Annotated in this window: 14 protein-coding genes, 2 tRNA genes, 1 rRNA gene and 1 CRISPR repeat array; of the genes, 5 read left to right on the top strand and 12 right to left on the bottom strand. The window is 41.0% G+C overall.

Annotation, left to right across the window (positions count from 1 at the left end; genetic code table 11):
* Positions 1 to 8: 8 nt before the first annotated feature.
* The 4 genes from LU276_RS00130 to LU276_RS00115 form a co-directional block, all read right to left on the bottom strand.
* Positions 9 to 84, bottom strand: a tRNA-Ala gene (locus LU276_RS00130).
* A 4-nt stretch (positions 85 to 88) separates the two neighbouring features.
* Positions 89 to 165, bottom strand: a tRNA-Ile gene (locus tag LU276_RS00125).
* A gap of 61 nt (positions 166 to 226) precedes the next feature.
* Positions 227 to 1,758 (bottom strand): 16S ribosomal RNA (locus tag LU276_RS00120).
* Positions 1,759 to 2,257: 499 nt separating this feature from the next.
* Entirely contained in the window at positions 2,258 to 2,674 is a 417-nt protein-coding gene (locus LU276_RS00115; RefSeq protein ID WP_284673701.1) for an ACP-like domain-containing protein, read from the bottom strand.
* Between the two features lie 229 nt (positions 2,675 to 2,903).
* Here LU276_RS00115 and LU276_RS00110 point away from each other — a divergent pair, with 229 nt between their 5' ends.
* Complete coding sequence (locus tag LU276_RS00110) at positions 2,904 to 4,112, top strand: anhydro-N-acetylmuramic acid kinase (protein WP_284673700.1); 1,209 nt, start codon at positions 2,904 to 2,906, stop codon at positions 4,110 to 4,112.
* Between the two features lie 514 nt (positions 4,113 to 4,626).
* Positions 4,627 to 5,931: a beta-ketoacyl-ACP synthase II gene (fabF, locus tag LU276_RS00105; RefSeq protein ID WP_284673699.1), complete on the top strand. Its 1,305-nt coding sequence runs from the start codon at positions 4,627 to 4,629 to the stop codon at positions 5,929 to 5,931.
* 180 nt (positions 5,932 to 6,111) lie between these two features.
* Here the strand turns inward: fabF and hisH are convergent, their stop codons facing one another.
* Together hisH and hisB are read right to left on the bottom strand one after the other, a co-directional pair.
* Positions 6,112 to 6,753, bottom strand: coding sequence for an imidazole glycerol phosphate synthase subunit HisH (gene hisH, locus LU276_RS00100; RefSeq protein ID WP_284673698.1), 642 nt, complete (start codon positions 6,751 to 6,753; stop codon positions 6,112 to 6,114).
* Between the two features lie 11 nt (positions 6,754 to 6,764).
* Positions 6,765 to 7,361 (bottom strand): imidazoleglycerol-phosphate dehydratase HisB, encoded by a 597-nt coding sequence (hisB, locus tag LU276_RS00095; protein ID WP_284674532.1) that lies wholly within the window; start codon positions 7,359 to 7,361, stop codon positions 6,765 to 6,767.
* Positions 7,362 to 7,536: 175 nt separating this feature from the next.
* On the opposite strand from hisB, the gene def reads away from it, so the two are divergent.
* The gene (def, locus tag LU276_RS00090) at positions 7,537 to 8,049 is read left to right on the top strand and encodes a peptide deformylase (protein WP_284673697.1); all 513 of its coding nucleotides are present in this window, start codon (positions 7,537 to 7,539) and stop codon (positions 8,047 to 8,049) included.
* Positions 8,050 to 8,098: 49 nt separating this feature from the next.
* On the opposite strand, the gene cas6f is transcribed toward def, so the two are convergent.
* From cas6f to cas1f, 5 genes are all read right to left on the bottom strand, one after another.
* Positions 8,099 to 8,701 carry a type I-F CRISPR-associated endoribonuclease Cas6/Csy4 gene (cas6f, locus tag LU276_RS00085; protein ID WP_284673696.1) on the bottom strand — a complete coding sequence of 201 codons (603 nt, stop codon included), beginning with the start codon at positions 8,699 to 8,701 and terminating at the stop codon, positions 8,099 to 8,101.
* A complete protein-coding gene (gene cas5fv / locus LU276_RS00080; RefSeq protein ID WP_284673695.1) occupies positions 8,701 to 9,723 on the bottom strand; it encodes a type I-Fv CRISPR-associated protein Cas5fv in 1,023 nt (340 codons plus the stop codon). Before cas5fv ends, cas6f begins: the two co-directional genes overlap by 1 nt.
* Before the next feature lie 16 nt (positions 9,724 to 9,739).
* Entirely contained in the window at positions 9,740 to 10,684 is a 945-nt protein-coding gene (gene cas7fv, locus LU276_RS00075; RefSeq protein ID WP_284673694.1) for a type I-Fv CRISPR-associated protein Cas7fv, read from the bottom strand.
* Between the two features lie 213 nt (positions 10,685 to 10,897).
* The gene (locus LU276_RS00070; RefSeq protein WP_284673693.1) at positions 10,898 to 13,945 is read right to left on the bottom strand and encodes a CRISPR-associated endonuclease Cas3''; all 3,048 of its coding nucleotides are present in this window, start codon (positions 13,943 to 13,945) and stop codon (positions 10,898 to 10,900) included.
* On the bottom strand, positions 13,942 to 14,910 hold the full coding sequence (gene cas1f, locus LU276_RS00065) for a type I-F CRISPR-associated endonuclease Cas1f (RefSeq protein ID WP_284673692.1): 969 nt from the start codon (positions 14,908 to 14,910) through the stop codon (positions 13,942 to 13,944). Before cas1f ends, LU276_RS00070 begins: the two co-directional genes overlap by 4 nt.
* A 251-nt stretch (positions 14,911 to 15,161) precedes the next feature.
* A CRISPR array of direct repeats spans positions 15,162 to 16,810; the repeat unit is 28 nt; unit sequence GTCTTACACCGCATAGGTGGCTTAGAAA.
* A 147-nt stretch (positions 16,811 to 16,957) separates the two neighbouring features.
* On the opposite strand from cas1f, the gene LU276_RS10000 reads away from it, so the two are divergent.
* Together LU276_RS10000 and LU276_RS09995 are read left to right on the top strand one after the other, a co-directional pair.
* Positions 16,958 to 17,767 (top strand): aminotransferase class I/II-fold pyridoxal phosphate-dependent enzyme, encoded by an 810-nt coding sequence (locus tag LU276_RS10000; RefSeq protein ID WP_335342685.1) that lies wholly within the window; start codon positions 16,958 to 16,960, stop codon positions 17,765 to 17,767.
* An 11-nt stretch (positions 17,768 to 17,778) separates the two neighbouring features.
* Positions 17,779 to 18,237 (top strand): hypothetical protein, encoded by a 459-nt coding sequence (locus tag LU276_RS09995; RefSeq protein ID WP_335342684.1) that lies wholly within the window; start codon positions 17,779 to 17,781, stop codon positions 18,235 to 18,237.
* A gap of 90 nt (positions 18,238 to 18,327) precedes the next feature.
* Here the strand turns inward: LU276_RS09995 and LU276_RS00055 are convergent, their stop codons facing one another.
* Positions 18,328 to 18,678 carry a RidA family protein gene (locus LU276_RS00055; RefSeq protein ID WP_284674640.1) on the bottom strand — a complete coding sequence of 117 codons (351 nt, stop codon included), beginning with the start codon at positions 18,676 to 18,678 and terminating at the stop codon, positions 18,328 to 18,330.
* Positions 18,679 to 18,681: the final 3 nt, after the last annotated feature.

Genomic DNA, 18,681 nt, shown 5'->3' with positions numbered 1-18,681 from the left:
TTTAAATATGGTGGAGTTAAGGAGAGTCGAACTCCTGACCTCCTGCGTGCAAGGCAGGCGCTCTACCAACTGAGCTATAACCCCAATATGGTGGGTCTAATAAGACTTGAACTTATGACCCCCGCGTTATCAACACGGTGCTCTAACCAACTGAGCTATAGACCCGTTTTAAACATCTTACTAAAGAACAACTTGTTGTGAATTCTTGCTAATCAGATAATATCGTTAAGGAGGTGATCCAGCCGCAGGTTCCCCTACGGCTACCTTGTTACGACTTCACCCCAGTCATCGACCCCACCGTGGTGATCGCCCTCTTGCGTTAGGCTAACCACTTCTGGTGAGATCAACTCCCATGGTGTGACGGGCGGTGTGTACAAGGCCCGGGAACGTATTCACCGCAGCATTCTGATCTGCGATTACTAGCGATTCCGACTTCATGGAGTCGAGTTGCAGACTCCAATCCGGACTACGATTGGCTTTTTGAGATTAGCATCACATCGCTGTGTAGCAACCCTTTGTACCAACCATTGTAGCACGTGTGTAGCCCTGGTCGTAAGGGCCATGATGACTTGACGTCGTCCCCGCCTTCCTCCAGTTTGTCACTGGCAGTATCCTTAGAGTTCCCGACTTAAATCGCTGGTAACTAAGGAAAAGGGTTGCGCTCGTTGCGGGACTTAACCCAACATCTCACGACACGAGCTGACGACAGCCATGCAGCACCTGTATCAGAGTTCCCGAAGGCACTAAGCTATCTCTAGCGAATTCTCTGTATGTCAAGACCAGGTAAGGTTCTTCGCGTTGCATCGAATTAAACCACATGCTCCACCGCTTGTGCGGGCCCCCGTCAATTCATTTGAGTTTTAACCTTGCGGCCGTACTCCCCAGGCGGTCTACTTATTGCGTTAACTGCGTCACTAAGTCTTCAAGAGACCCAACGACTGGTAGACATCGTTTACGGCGTGGACTACCAGGGTATCTAATCCTGTTTGCTACCCACGCTTTCGAACCTCAGTGTCAGTATGATGCCAGGAAGCTGCCTTCGCCATCGGTATTCCTCCAGATCTCTACGCATTTCACCGCTACACCTGGAATTCTACTTCCCTCTCACCTACTCTAGCCACCCAGTATCAGATGCAGTTCCCAAGTTAAGCCCGGGGATTTCACATCTGACTTAAGCAGCCACCTACGCTCGCTTTACGCCCAGTAATTCCGATTAACGCTTGCACCCTCTGTATTACCGCGGCTGCTGGCACAGAGTTAGCCGGTGCTTATTCTGTGGGTAACGTCAGGGCTAGCTGGTATTAGCAACTAGCTTTTCCTCCCCACTTAAAGTGCTTTACAACCAAAAGGCCTTCTTCACACACGCGGCATGGCTGGATCAGGCTTTCGCCCATTGTCCAATATTCCCCACTGCTGCCTCCCGTAGGAGTCTGGGCCGTGTCTCAGTCCCAGTGTGGCTGATCATCCTCTCAGACCAGCTACAGATCGTCGCCTTGGTAGGCCTTTACCCCACCAACTAGCTAATCCGACTTAGGCTCATCTAATAGCGAGAGCTAAAAGCCCCCTTTCTCTCGTAAGACGTATGCGGTATTAGCGTAAGTTTCCCTACGTTATCCCCCACTACTAGGCAGATTCCTAAGCATTACTCACCCGTTCGCCACTAATCTTCTCTAGCAAGCTAGAGCGTCATCGTTCGACTTGCATGTGTTAAGCCTGCCGCCAGCGTTCAATCTGAGCCATGATCAAACTCTTCAGTTTAATCTTTCTAAGTAACCCATTAAGTGGGTCAATCTTGGCTCATTTATTACTAGCAAATTTGCTCATCGTGTAAATGAATTAACTTTGAGTATTTTTGCTTGATAAATGATAATTTTTGTATTATCTTGTATTAGCAAAAATCCACACAAGTTGTTCTTTAGTTTGGATTTTAAATAGTGTCATTCGTTGTCGTCCAGCGAATGAGTGCGTATTATACGCTGTTTTTATTTGGTGTCAAGCTTTTTTTAAAAATTTTAAAGTTTTTTTTGAGATTTGTTAATTCTCGTCTCAAATTTTTTAACTTATTGAATTTAAATAAGTTTTTTATGACTTGCTGTGCTTGAGTGGTGGGTATTATACCTTGATTTTTTTGGTTGTAAAGAGGTTTTTTTAAGAATGTGGTAGAAAGTTTGTAGGTGGTTGGTTTTTATGGGGTTTTTTAAGGGGGGCAGCCCGGGTGTGGGCTGTTTTTTGTAGAATCAACATCGGCTTTTGACTGTCAGCCTTTAATTCTCTTAGTGCTGACGACTCGGCAATTTTTGTAAGCGATGCTTGAGTCTGAATCTTGTACCATCAAGCTAGACTTGTGGTAGTTGTTCAATGTCAAAGCATCGGTGCTGATGTTCCAGCTGTTCTCGTCGCCAAAATTGGTGTCTACATTATCCGATGCTGACAAGTTGATTGGCAAGAACCGAGTCTTACCGCCCAAACGAGCTTCGGCGAAAGTTGGCAGATTGTGCTTATTAAAGCCAAAATTGACCGTAACTCTGCCACCTGCGTTGCATTGGTAAGTTACTTGGCGAACTTTGGTTGCTGTCGCATCGGCTTGACGAGCGTCCATCGTTTGTGCGTGTGCAGTACCTGCAAAAGCCAAACCAAGGGCAAGAACTGGGGCGATTGTTTTTAGAGCTTTCATTATTGTTCCTTATAGTGACAATACACAGAATATGGAGCCTTACTGTTCCATGATGAAACTATAGGTCTAAAAAGCGAGGGTTTGTAGCACAATATGGTTAAAATTTATTGCTACCAAGCAATATTGGACCCCAAAAATCCCTTTTTTGCAAAAAATCATTACATTTTACGACGATGATTACAATTTCTTGGAAAATTTGCTATGCTTTGACTTTTTGCGATGGCAAATCATGATGAACGAGTTTCTACAACACGAATCCTTAGACTGGGCAAACATAGACAATCAGCCTTATTTCATCGGCATGATGAGCGGCACAAGCTTAGATGCTTTGGATGCGGTCTTGTGTCGATTCGATGATGAGCGTCCTGTGGTCATTGAAAGCCATAGCGTTCGTTTTCCTGACGACCTAAAAGCCGCCCTACTGGCTCTTACTGTACCTAATGGTGTGAGCGACTACATTCAGAAAAATTGTCTTGCTTTTGAAAGCGAGCTTGATGTATTTGGCTGGGCGAGTGTGTTTTATGGTGAGTTGGCGGCATCTGTGGTGCTGGAGCTGCTTCATAAGGCAAAAGTAGAGGCCGAGAGCGTCTGTGCGATTGGTTGTCATGGACAAACGGTGCGTCATCGCCCAAAATGGCATTTTAGCCTCCAATTGCTCGACCCAAATGTATTGACTGAACGCACCGGCATCGCTGTCGTCAGTGATTTTCGTCGCCGTGATATGGCGGTGGGTGGTCAAGGAGCACCACTTACTCCTGCATTTCACGAAGCAATTTTTAACAACTTTGACGAACACGGCGAAAAAGCCGTGCTAAATCTAGGCGGTATTGCCAACATTACTTTATTATCTAACGGCGAGCGTGCAACCATTGGCTTTGATACAGGTTGTGCCAATCTATTGCTTGATGGCTGGTGTAAACGCCATACTGGGAAAGATTTTGATAAAGATGGCAACTGGGCAAAAACTGGGCAAATTATCCCCGATTTACTTGGTCAGCTATTAACCCACCCATTTTTTGGGCAACCTTATCCAAAAAGCACAGGACGAGAAGAGTTTAACTTATCATGGCTTGACCAAGAACTAAGTATCTTTGACAAGACAAATCCTACTCCCTACACCGCCGCTGATGTTCAAGCCACGCTCATTGATTTGACTGCCGTCAGCGTTGCTCATGCACTACTACAAATCGCCAAGCACGGCAAGCTGGTCGTTTGTGGTGGCGGTGCGTTAAACGACTATCTCATAGAACGACTTGCCACTCATCTGCCTAATTGGCAGATTCATTTGAGTGATGACATGGGTGTTCCGCCCATGCTTGTTGAAAGTTTAGCCTTTGCTTGGCTAGCTCGCCAAACCATGCTCTTGCGTACTGGCAATTTGCCAAGTGTAACAGGTGCAAGTCAAAGTGTGGTGCTAGGTCAGGTGTGCTTTCCTTAAATAACTTATCGTTTCATAAAACAAAAACCGCATAACATAAATTGCGGTTTTTATTTTTAAGGCATGATGACAACTTTACCAATAAATAAGCCTATATTCACTGGATTAAACATGATTCTTAATGCAGTGAGCGTTGAACAAGCCATCATCTGATAATAAAGAGCATTCATCAAACTTATGGGCTATCTCAGTTTGTTAAATACAGTCAAAACAGCTCAAACAATCAGGGGTAAAAGCAAGTCAAGTACTCATTAGCAGATACCCATTAGCCCTATCAATTCAGCATCTTCTAAATAACTCAATAGCTTATTGTCTTGTTTTCGGATAAAGCACGGCACAGACCTACGATATTTTATGCAACCAAACAAATAACATCAATAAAACCCATTAGCATAAAAATACACTTGTAAACTTTTCATCACTAAAAAATCATGCTAAGATAAGGCAATTTGTAACAAAACATGAATGCACTCTTGGCACTTGATGCCAAGTCAATTTTTAATGGAATATCGCCATGACACAAAAAATCATTTACTCCCAGCGTCCAGACCATCAGCGTGTCGTCATCACTGGCATGGGGGCTATCACACCAGTGGGCAATGACCTTGACACCATTTGGCATAACCTTACTCATGGTATCAGTGGCATTACTAAGATTGATGCTTTTTTTGATGGCACACCTGTTGAAGAACTACGCTCACAAATTGCAGGAATGGTGAAAGACTTTGATGCCAAAGAGCATCTAAACCCCAAAGAAGTCCGCCGTTATGATGAGTTCATGTGCTATGCACAGGTTGCCTCTGCACAGGCACTGCATCATGCAGGTCTGATTGACAGCACCAAAGGCGATCGCCTACCCATCAATGTTGGTGGTGAGCGTTTTGGCGTCGTGATGGGTTCTGGAATCGGTGGAATTGGCACCATTGAAAGCAGCCGAGACACCTTAAAAACACATGGAGTAAAAAAGGTCTCACCTTTTATCATTCCTGGTGCAATTGTTAATATGCCAGCAGGTCTGATTGCGATTCGCCACGGATTAAAAGGGGCAAACCTTGCCACCGCAACCGCCTGCACCACCTCAACACACGCCATCGGACTTGGAGCTCGTCTTATCGCTTATGGCGATCTGGATGCGGTACTGGTCGGTGGTAGCGAAAAAGCCTCTACACCTCTTGGCATGTCAGGCTTTGGAGCGATGCATGCCCTATCCACTCGCAATGACGAACCAACTAAAGCCAGTCGCCCTTTTGATAAGGACCGTGATGGCTTCGTTCTTGGTGATGGTGCTGGTGCGTTGGTACTTGAAAGTCTAGCTCACGCTAAGGCTCGTGGAGCGACCATCTTGGCAGAACTGATTGGCTTTGGCATGAGCGATGATGCAAGCCACATTACTTCCCCACCAGAGAATGGTGAAGGAGCACAGCGTGCCATGAAAAATACCCTAAATGATGCAGGTATTGATGCTAACCAAGTTGGATATGTTAATGCCCATGGCACCAGCACGCCTGCTGGCGATGTCGCTGAAAGTGCCGCCATTCAAGCCGTCTTTGGCGATGACATCTTGGTAAGCTCTACCAAATCCATGACAGGGCATCTGCTCGGTGCAGCAGGGGCGGTTGAAGCAATCTTTACGGTGCTTGCCCTACAAAACCAAACCTTGCCACCCACCATCAACTTAGATAATCCTGATGAACGCTGTACACTAGACTACATCGCTCATACAGCCAGACAAGTAAACAATCTCAACTACGCCATTAGCAACAGCTTTGGTTTTGGTGGTACAAATGGCAGTCTGGTCTTTGCCCGCTGGCAAAACTGATGACATTATTCAAAAAAGCCTATCCCACTGGCTATTGACCTAAATGAAAATGCACATCGGATGTGATGTGCATTTTATTTTTAATACTCTCTTGAGCGTTTATTGGTCCTTCTATGTGTGTTTGGCATTCCACCAAAAAACCATACACCCCATGACACCATCAATGTTCCACATGAAACATCAAAGTTGCCACTCAACAAAGTTGGATAGTAGTTTTAGACCTGCATCATGGCTTTTTTCTGGGTGAAATTGCGTGACAAACAAATTGTCTTTAATGACACTGGCACAAAATACCTTGCCATAATCACAAGTCGCCACGATGATATCCTTATTTCTCTCATCATCAAAATTAGGCTCGCAGTAGTAGCTGTGTGTAAAATAAAAGTGCCTACCAGCACATCCTTGCCACAGCACATGGTCGGTATCGGCATTTACCACATTCCACCCCACATGCGGAATCTTAATAGCCTGCCCGTTATCTGTCCAGCTGGCATCAAATCGCTGTACACTGCCTGCAATAACGCTTAGGCATGGCACTTGCCCACCTTCTGTTGAGTAATCAAACATCGCCTGCATACCCACGCAGATTGCCATGACAGGTTTTTCATTTAATGCCTTTTTGACCGCCACATCCACACCAGCATCCATCATGTAACGCATCGCATCACCAATTGCCCCAACCCCTGGTAGTAGCACCTTGTCAGAGACATCAATCTTGGCAGGCTCATTAGTAATGATGACATCTGCACCCACCTTTTTTAGAGCATTGGCAACCGAATACAGATTGCCCACGCCATAGTCTAATAATGCAATTTTTGTCATAAAAAAGTACCTTATAATACATTTTTGGTTGATGGCAACGCACCATTGGCTCGCTCATCAATCTCGCACGCCATACGCAATGCTCGTGCCAATGCTTTAAACACACTTTCAATCTGGTGGTGGCTATTTTTACCTTTTAGGTTATCAATGTGCAAAGTAATGGCAGCATTATTCACCAATCCATAAAAAAATTCACTAAATAAATCCACATCGAGCTTGCCCACATAAGCACGGGTGAACGGTATGTCCATGTGCAAACTTGGGCGACCTGAAATGTCCACCACCACACGACTTAAACTTTCATCAAGTGGTGCATAAAAATGACCATAACGGCGAATGCCTTTTTTGTCACCCAAAGCAATTTTTAATGCCTGACCCAAAGCAATACCAATATCTTCTACACTATGATGATCGTCAATGTGAGTATCGCCCACACATTTAATTTCTAAGTCAAACAGACCATGTCTGGTAATCTGCTCTAGCATATGATCCAAAAATGGCACACCCGTATCAAGTTTACTAATGCCTGTACCGTCAATGTTGATGGCCACAAAAATCTGCGTCTCGGCGGTATTTCTGGTAATCTGGGCGGTGCGTGGTGTTGTCATCATTATTCCTGATAAAGATATTTTTGGCTAAAAGACCGGTGAATGATACAAACTGATCATTTTACACAAAAATAAGCGACTTTTGGGGAAATTATCATCAATATAACAATAAATTTTGCCAATCATTGGGCTTTGCATTATAATGGGACGATTTAATAAAAAATGAGCAGTTATTATGGCATTATTACCGATTTTAAATTACCCTGACCCACGCCTGCGTACGGTCGCCAAAGAAGTGGATAACATTGATGATGACATCAAGACCTTAATTCAGGATATGTTTGATACCATGTATGATGCACGAGGTATCGGACTTGCTGCCACGCAAGTGGACAGACATATACAAGTAGTGGTGATGGACCTTGCCAAAGAAGATGAAGAGCCACAACCAAAAGTATATATCAATCCTAAAGTTACCCCTTTGACCGATGAGCTTGTTCCTTATCAAGAGGGTTGTCTGTCCATTCCTGAGGTGTACGATACGGTAGAACGCCCTGCTCGAGTGCGAATCGAAGCACTGGACGAAAACGGGCAGGGATTTAGCGTTGAAGCAGACGGTTTGTTAGCGGTGTGCATTCAGCATGAGCTTGACCACTTAAAAGGCATTGTTTTTGTGGACTATTTATCTCGCCTAAAACAAGACCGAGCACGAGAAAAAGTACGCAAAGTCATTACAAAAAAAGGCTAAGCTTACCACTCATAAAAAACACAGTCAAAAACGACTGTGTTTTTTATGGTTATGAAAAATCAGGCACGCTCGCCCCGCCTAAGCCATAACTGCTAAACTTAGCAATGACAGCCTGTTCTACGGTTTGTTTTTCAATCATCAAACAAAAATCTTGCCCTGTGGTTTCGCTTTTTAGGCGGATAAACGGATGGTGTTTGGGCTGGGCTTTGTGGGTTTGGCAATGGGTCAAAGCCGTATCAAAATCAATACCCTTAAATTCGGCAAATTCTTGGGCGACTTTTTCCATGTTTTTGGCATGGTAGCGTTTAAAAATGGCGTGGCCATGGTTTTCAGGAACAGCTTTAATCGATTTAAAATGCAAAAAATCTTCCCAATTTTTTACATAATCATTCAAGCGATTTTGCAAATCCGCCATAAAAACCCCTAAAAGCTCTTCGTCATCAGCAAAAATCCGCAATTTATCACCCAAACTGGCAAAAGTTCTACCGTCTTTTTGTATAAAACGGTAATTGGGAAAGCTGACACCAATATTGTGAGTATTCATTTTTTGCATTGCTACCAATGAAAAATGCACTTGTAAATACAAAGCTGCCCACAATTCGTATAATGATTTTTCACCATCAATCAGCGTGATTTCAAGATAATAATTCATTATTTCTCCCGAATGTCTGTTACATACGCCAAGCCCTTCTTGCCCAAATAAAATGACGATACGCCTGCATTATCAATCATTTGTTTCAGCTCAATGGCTTTTTGTGGTTCAATATTTAAAATGATTTCCAGTTGCCCGCTTACCTTTTTTAAAGTGTGGTTGATTTTACCTTCACCTTTGATAAACTCTTCACGCACATAGGGATTACCATAAATTATTTTTTTCGCCCCTGTTGTGTATTTGTCCATAAAATCTTTGGGCGTAAAACCATTATTAGAAATGCCACTAATCCCACCCATTCTAGACTTGGCGGTAGTCATGTCAAAACGCTTTGCCAATCGCTGCATCTGCAAATACAATGCCGAACAATACATTGGTAAAATCAGTTGCAAGCCTTTAGTATTCAATGGCTTGTATTTATCAAATAAACTTGCTAATTTGTCTGACGCTCGTTTAATGACATCTATACAGTCCACTGGTTTGGATTTTCCAATGGTTTCAAGGCGATTTAAAATAGCAATAGGGTCAAGTGAAATTGGATTATCAATCTTAAAATCAGTAATTGCTTTATCATTGATAATAAAATCACATAATTCATCAATATTTAACGACAATACATTCCAAAATTCATAAGAATAATCTGACAAAAATATCGGGTCATTAACTTTAATCATACCTGTAAAGGCATTTTGGTCAGTACTGCCTTTCATATTGCGAATATAAGCAATTTCGTGATTGATAATGTTGGGATTATCTTTAAAATCAATAAAATCTTCCAAATCCGCAAAATAATAATCTTGGCTTTGCCGTGCTTGATACAATTTTCTTTGGTCGCCAATCAAACGACTTAAAATCCCCAACACCGTATTTTTACTAACTTCTCTAGGCAAAAAGTTTTCAGGCCTTTTCAATTCGGTCATTGAGCCAATAAAATTACGCCCCTTTCTGGGTAACGGCTCATCATTAGAGCCGTCCAAAAAAGAATTTCGCCAAGAGGCTTCATATTCAATGATAATTCGCATTATTCATCCCCCAATATCATTTGGCTTCAAAATAAACTGCATAATGACCTGATTGTTCTGGTTTGACTTCATTAGGACTGCGTTTAATTCGCATCATTTTATTGCTGTCATTATAATCCACTTCAATATTATCTACATACATATAGCCTTTGGCTTGACGAATTGCCAAATCACGAATCAGATTTAAAGTGGTATCAATCAAAATATCAATCGCCACATCGTCCAATAAAATACCCACTTCGCCTTGTTCATAAATCGTGCCTTTACGCACATAATTAGCGTGGAATGTGGCTTTTGGCGTGCGAGTATTATCCAAAGATTGAATAAAATCTTGGATTTGTTTGGCAATTTGTTCGCCTTGGTTGTCTTTAATAATCATGGCACAACGGTCAAATTTATTATCCAGTGAAATAAATTGTAATTGCTCAATGCTAATAGAACCATAAGCGATATATTCAGTATCACCAAAAGTGGTTTTGGAGAAAAACGATGAACTGTCTCTCTCGCCAGCTTGTCCAAATTGCTCAAAATTACCATTACCCAAAATATCCACAAAATCTTCCAACAATAATGGGCTGGTGCGTTTGCATTGGCTGGCCGGCACAACATAACCACGAATTAATCCTGTTAACGATGCCAATACTTTATCCAAGCCTTTGTCATTGGCAAAGTGCAAATCATAGGCTTGTTCACGGAATAAATGATGACGAATACAATTTTGGCTAATATATAAAGGCGTTTGTTTAAAATCAATATCGGTCGCTTCTTTTTTGTATTTGTAGCCTGTTTCATCTTTAATTTTGCCCGTTAAATTGCTATAACCACGCAATTTAGGCAAAGTGTGATTATCCACGGTACGCCCTTCACTGCTTAATGTAGTCGGACCATTCCAATTGACCACACCGTGTCCAAACGCTTGAATTTTAAAATCAACGCTTTTAATACCAGCAATTTTTTGCATTATTTGCTCCATTGATAAATAATAACGATTGAAAAAGGCAAAAGCCTTACCAAAGGTTGTATGGTAACACTCTGCCTTTCAAAAATCAATCCTTGATAGTGGTATTTTAGAAAAATATTTCAAAAGGTGCTAAAATACACGCAACTACCGCATAGGTAGCTTAGTAATTGATAGTGGTATTTTATGTTTCTTACACCGCATAGGTGGTTTCTTTCATTCTGCTTCATCCACCCCACCATCTTCGGATTGTGGGGTTCTCAATAACTGAATAGGCATTGTTCCCACAGGTTGCTTGGTTGATCTAACATAATACATCGCAAACTCATGGCGTTCTCGCTCTCCGCCAATCGGTTCTAAATCACTGGGCGTATAACTTAAATAAATTGGGTATTGGGGCGAACGAGCCAATTTTAATAATTCCCAATCAAATTTACTTGCCTTAATGCGATTATCGCCCAATTTGGTATTCATAATATTGTGATGTTTTTTGTGCATAAATGCCAATAGGTTTTTATTGCTGTCTCGCATTTCAAAACGCCCACCTTGAATGCGATTGATGCTTTCAGTCAGCCCAACCACAATTTCGCTATGGTCGGTATCTTCATCATAAGCATATTCATCAATAAATGTTGGTGTTAATTGATTGTCCACTTCACACACCGCCATTTGCACAAAACAATTATCGCCACGCAATGAAGTTTTAGACATTTTCATCACACCGTCTTTTGATTTTTTGTTTGCAGGCGTACTGATTGGGTCGGTAACTTTATCATTGATAAGTTTCACACTTTCTTTTAAAGCACCGAGTACATCGTTTTGAATTTTTTCTTGGCATTGTGCATTTTGATAAAAATTATCATAAACTTGATACAATTCATTGATGTAAACGGTATCTGTGTCTTTATCTTTTAAATAATTTTGTAAAAAATTCAGCCAAGCCACACTGCTGTACCAGCCATTCATATTGGCTAAAAATTTGGCGGTTTTACTGGTTTGTTTACCGCTTATGGCAGAATTTGGGTAAATAGTAATATAATCATTTACTTGTCCATTTAAATTAAAACGGTCAAGTCGCCCCATTCGCTGTAACCAATTTTCGGCGGTCGTCATTTCAGTCAGCATTTTTTCACAGCTAATATTTAATGACGCTTGTACAATCGGTCCACTACGCAAAATGTCATAATCGCCATTGCCATTTTGTTTAAAACATTCAAAAACTTGATAAAATAAATCCGCCTTATCTTGGCGAGTATATTTGGAATGCAATAAAATGGCATTTTCATCATTTTGATGTACTAAAAAACCGATTTGAGCATTTTGGGCGGTATTGCTAATCACAAAGGTTTTTTTCTGACTGTCCTGTTTTTGATGCACCAATGGATTATTTTCACAAGTTTCGTCATAAGATTGCAAAGAAATACGATATTGAGCAGTATTAAAACTGTCTATTTTGACAATGTCGTTATTATCCAATTTCAATACATTTTGAATGAAATAATAATGCGGTGTTGCCGAAACCAGCAATGTATTGGCATGCTGTTTTTGATGTTTTTTCATCTCAATCAGTTCAGCAAATAATAAGTTTAGGGCAGGCTGAACAATTAATTCGTGAAACTCATCAAACACAATATGTGATTGCATAAATTTTAATAAGCCCGTAATTTTTTGATGAGAAATAATGTGATTTACCATTTGGTCAATGGTGGTAATCACAATATCCCCAGAAAAATAATCATTTGGGTTGGTATCAGATGCATCATCAAATGTTTGATGATTTGTTATAATCTTTTTGTATTCGCCCGTAAAAATTTCAATACTGGCATTTGGTAAATAATCTTTTCCTGTTAAATCTTGCAAAATCCCCAAACATACTTGCACTCTTGGACAAACCCAAATGATTTGTTTGGCGTCTGTTTTAAACGCCCATTCTAGGGCGATTTTGGTTTTACCACAGCCAGCAGGTCCTTGCAATACGGCGATATAATTTTTGTCAAAGCCTGTATATTCGCCAACCGACTTTAATTGGTCAGCACAGATTGTTTGTGCTTTATTTCTTTCGCTATTGGGGTGGTTTTTATTAAACTGATTTAAACAATGTTCAATATGTGATGATAATAAATTGCCATGATTTAATTCATTATCTAGGGCGTGAATTAAGGATTTTTCCGCCAAATATTCTGCCAAATCATCAGGCGACATTTTAGAGACCATTCTATCGGCACTAATTACCGCCATACGCACCAAATTATGTAGGGCATTATCTTGAATATTAACGGTAAATTCATCAATTTTATCGGCTAAATTATCATATTCTCTATAATCTGGTAGGTCATTGTCACTTAATTCATAATCATCATTGAATTTTGGTAGGGCAATAGGATAATCAAAATGTTCAATATAAGATTGAATGTCTTTAAAAACAGCAGAAATTTGATTCTTTAATGGGGCTAATTTTACATATTCTTGCCATTTTTTATCAATACCACGAGCGGTTTCAAAATATTTTTCATCTTCTTTTTTACGATAAGGACGAGTGTGATGCCAATAAATGGCATGAAAGATTTGTTTTAATTGACTTTTATTTAATGATTTTTCATCTCTTAATAAAGAATTTGCCAACAACCAAGATATTTCGTGATGACGGGGATATTTTTCAAAACTAAATTTAGAAAACCCTTTATCATTACTGCTAATATGTACACCATCATCAGGCAATATGATATTATCCAACTCATCATCGCTATTGGGACTATATTTTTTTGTTACCCATTCTTGAAATTTGGGGTCAAGTTTGCCAATATCGTGCAATATCCCTGCGATAAATGCTGATTTTGATAAATTAGGGTTGTCTATATTTAATTTTTCAATAATATGATATGCCAAATAGCCCACCGCAAATAAATGCTGGCTTAATGGTTGTCCGTGTGTATTGGCTAAAATACCTTTGGTTTCAATTGGTAAATCCATAAAAACTGCCTTTTCTGTATAATTAACGGGTACAAACCCTTGTTCATTAAATTTGTCTTTATTGCCCACCATCCAAACCAGTTCCGTGCGATTTCGAGTGGCAATGCGATGGCAACTCACTGCCGTATTTTTGCTTGCCGATTGGCGAAGTAGCTTTTTGACCATCGCCAAACCTTCTTCGGTGATGGCAGTTTGCCACGCATTACCGCCAATGCGGTTGGCATAAGCATCCAATACTTTGCGAGTACGATTTAAGGCTTTTTTCTGGCACTCTGAAATAAAGATAACATTCATTGCCCCTCTCTTTTTGAAAAATCCTTTGTTAATGCCATTTCCTTAACCGTATCAAACATAAAATCAAGTGCATGATAATCGGTAAAATAGTTTAATACTTCTTGGCGGAACTCTTGTTCACTGGCATTGTCTTTTGCACAAATAAAAGCAAGTGGCAACACAATCGCATCTTTAATTAAATCAGCAATATCAAACACCAATGCCCCACGCCTTGTTTTACCATGCATCACCGCAAAGCCGTGCGGAATGCCAAGCACCCAAGTGGTGGTTGCCCCCAAACCATAGGCTAAATAATTGCCATGATTTAAAAACCGGTTGGCTTTATCAATGCCATCAACATCACGATGAAATCCTGCATTGCGGGTGCTTTGGGCGGCGATTTTATAAAGCTCTTTGGTCATTCGTCCTTCTAATGCAAGCAAATCATGATTACTGTCTTGTAATACAATCTCTTTTTGATATTGATCAAGCAGTTTGGCAACAAACTCATCCTTAATATCAAAACCATAAGATTTAAAGTCTTTATCTTTTTGCCAAACTTTTTGCAAAAAACAAAGTCGTGCTAATTGTAATTGTTTGGCGATGATTAAGCGTTTGTCATCATCAAACCACCACGACAACCAGCCTTGTACATATTCTGTTGGTCGGTATTCAGATTGCGGTGTGAGCCATTCTATTTCGCAGCCAGTAAAAAGAGGCGTGCTACCACCCCCACAAAATCCCACCAACACCCCTGCACTTGCCAATAGTCGCATCGCCGCTTGAGTTATGGAAGTACCTGTACCCAATAAAATACAGGTGGTGTTAGCGATTGGAATATTGTAATAAAGATTCTCGTTTTGACCTTCTGTCAGATACAATACCCGTCCGTCCTTTTGCATCACACGGCAATATTGCAGATAATAAATATTAGCTCGTTTGGAATGCAGAATGGCTTTTAGGTCAGTAGGTTTAAGGATGTCCATTATCCGCAACTCAATGTAAAGTTTTTTAAATTCAACCACAATGATTGGTCATTGTCAAGAAGGTTTGAATTATGAGCAAAGCTATTTTATAATCAAGTGTAAAAAGATGGTGATTTTCACCCTTTATTTTTAGCACTATTTAAAAACTTAATAAAATCAATAAGTTATAATTAGGGAAAAAATCATTGGTTTTTTGGCAAAAAATTTGCTAACTACCTTGAATTTTATTGGTTTTTTATCTAAAATATCTAGTCTTACACCGCATAGGTGGCTTAGAAAATTTTTTCGTGGCATTCGTGGCATCGTTGACAGTCTTACACCGCATAGGTGGCTTAGAAAAATCCTAGCACCAGCCCAACCAATACCCCAAAGTCTTACACCGCATAGGTGGCTTAGAAAGCACGTGAAATTCGTTTTTGCCGATTCTTGGTGTCTTACACCGCATAGGTGGCTTAGAAAGCTTGCCACCGATTTAGTCATAATATCGCCAAGTCTTACACCGCATAGGTGGCTTAGAAATTGTCGTCTGTACCACCTTGTGCCACATTGACGTCTTACACCGCATAGGTGGCTTAGAAAGTGATTTTCGCAACATTGGCGTCGTTCTTCTAGTCTTACACCGCATAGGTGGCTTAGAAAATCTATCAAATCACATTCGCCTGTGATGTAGTGTCTTACACCGCATAGGTGGCTTAGAAAGCGATTCCACGCCGTTTTTGCCATTTTGCCATGTCTTACACCGCATAGGTGGCTTAGAAAAAGCGGTCTATCAATTCATTTTTGACTATTGCGTCTTACACCGCATAGGTGGCTTAGAAATTTATCGGAAGATAACGACGGCGACTTGTACAGTCTTACACCGCATAGGTGGCTTAGAAAAAGCGACCACATATCCGTCGTGGGCATTGGCAGTCTTACACCGCATAGGTGGCTTAGAAATCCTTTGGCTTTTTGGTTTTTGGGGTTTTATTGTCTTACACCGCATAGGTGGCTTAGAAATATCACGATATCATTGCAAACGTCAGCGATGTGTCTTACACCGCATAGGTGGCTTAGAAAAACAGGGTTTGAGCTGGGATTACCACTCGGATGTCTTACACCGCATAGGTGGCTTAGAAAAGAACGAATCAGACATCAGCCTACTGACCCGAGTCTTACACCGCATAGGTGGCTTAGAAAATTACTAGCTCCTATTTATCGCAATATCCAATGTCTTACACCGCATAGGTGGCTTAGAAATGAGCCTGTCGCCCCAATTAAGCATAAATTTTGTCTTACACCGCATAGGTGGCTTAGAAACACCAGTTTCATTGTTAATCACAATAGGCGTAGTCTTACACCGCATAGGTGGCTTAGAAAATGACGCTTTGATTAGCTGAATTGAACTCGTCCGTCTTACACCGCATAGGTGGCTTAGAAAGTAATTAGGCTGTGTCAGCTGTTCACGGCTTAGTCTTACACCGCATAGGTGGCTTAGAAAATTAAGGAAATACCGCAATCCAGCCAACTGCAGTCTTACACCGCATAGGTGGCTTAGAAAACCCTTGTTGTCCATTAAAGCGACAATTTTAAGTCTTACACCGCATAGGTGGCTTAGAAACATAAGAAAAGCAAGACTGCAAAAAGGTAAAAGTCTTACACCGCATAGGTGGCTTAGAAAATTAAGGAAATACCGCAATCCAGCCAACTGCAGTCTTACACCGCATAGGTGGCTTAGAAAACCCTTGTTGTCCATTAAAGCGACAATTTTAAGTCTTACACCGCATAGGTGGCTTAGAAACATAAGAAAAGCAAGACTGCAAAAAGGTAAAAGTCTTACACCGCATAGGTGGCTTAGAAAAAGAAAGTCCTGATGGTACACAGAAGCTAGAAGTCTTACGCCGTATAGATGGCTTAGACAAATCTTAACAGTTTAAGTAAATTCCAAGCTATGTTTTTAGATCATATGTTTCATGTGGAACATATGATCTTTATATTTTAATTTTTGATGAATTGGCATAAAATATGACACCAAACCCCAACAAAGCAAGCAACCAGCAGGCAGGCAATGAAATTTTCAAGCTTCGGTAAGAAATTCACCAAAAATAGCGGTATTTTACAGCTGATGGACGATCTGGGCAAAGCCCTAGCAAGCGACAAACCCATCAATATGCTCGGTGGTGGTAATCCAGCAGTAATCAGGTCGGTTAATACTGTCTTTCAAGACACTCTTATTAAGATAGCAAATGACCGACACGCCTTAGAGAGCATGGCAAATTACTCCACCCCGCAAGGTGATGCCAAATTCATCGCCACTTTGGTAGATTTTTTTAATCGTCATTACGGTTGGGGACTGACAGCGGATAACATCGTCTTAACCAACGGCTCACAAAATGGATTTTTTTATCTATTTAATTTATTTGCTGGGCATTTTGATGATGGTGAAAAGGCAATTTTGTTGCCTTTGGCGTCTGAGTATGTTGGCTATGCGGAAGCCCATATTGATGACACACATTTTTTATCCATACCGCCCATCATCGAAGAGATCAATCACGATGGCGAAGAAGGATTTTTTAAATATCGAGTGGATTTTGACAAACTTGAAAATCTACCAGAACTTACAAATGGCAAAATCGGAGCAATCTGTTGCTCTCGCCCCACCAACCCTACAGGCAATGTGCTGACCGATAAGGAAATGGCAAGATTAGACCGACTTGCAAAAAAATACAACATTCCACTGATCATTGATAATGCCTATGGTGCTCCCTTTCCCAACATCATCCACACCCAAGCAACACTCAACTGGGATACACAGACGATCTTATGTTTTAGCCTATCAAAAATCGGACTGCCTGGCACCAGAACAGGTATTATGTAGCAAATAGCGATGTGGTGCGTGCCGTGAGTGCGATGAATGCCATCGTCAATCTCTCGCCTGTGCGTTTTGGAGCAACGATTGCGACGCCATTATTCGCCGATGATAGCATCATACGCCTATCTAATGAGCATATTCGTCCATTTTATGCCAAGCAAGCCCAATTTGCCATCAAACTCTTAAAAGAGCAGTTTTGTGATTTACCGGTTAAAATTCATAAACCTGAAGGGGCGATTTTCCTGTGGGTATGGTTTGAAAATTTCCCAATTTCTACAACCAAATTGTACGAAATTTTAAAAGAAAAAGGCACGTTCATCATTCCAAGCGAGCATTTTTTCTTAGGCATTGATACCGATAATTATCCGCACGCACATGAATGTATCCGCCTATCTATCGCCCAAGATGATGACACCCTAATCAAAGGCATTGCTACTATTGGTGAAGTGGTAAGAAAAATTTATCAACAAGGCTAAGCACCACCCACACCCTTGACCAACCCAATAAAAACCCCTTGAAGCATTAAAATACATCAATGATTCAAGGGGTTTAGTTTAGCTAGGCAATTAAATCGCGGCAATGACCATGATTTCAATCAACCAATTTGGATTGACTAGCTTGGCCTCAACGGTTGCACGAGCAGGCGGTGTAACACCATCTATCCACTCATTCCATGCTGTATTAAAAGCATCAAAGTTGGCAAGGTCGGTAATAAACACCTGTGCTGATAGCATTTTTGATTTGTCTGAACCTGCCTTAGCCAGAGCAGCATCAATGTTGGCAAACACCTCTTTGGATTGACCTGTAATATCTAGGCTGTCATCATTGGGTACTTGCCCTGCCAAATAAACCACGCCACCATGAATGGCAATTTCACTTAAAGTGGCATTACTGTCTAGTTTGGTGATGGTTGTCATCAT

Source organism: Moraxella haemolytica, from assembly GCF_030177935.1.
GTDB lineage: Bacteria > Pseudomonadota > Gammaproteobacteria > Pseudomonadales > Moraxellaceae > Moraxella > Moraxella haemolytica.
The sequence above is the reverse complement of the archived record's forward strand: the minus strand, read 5'-3'. Positions and strand labels throughout refer to the sequence as shown.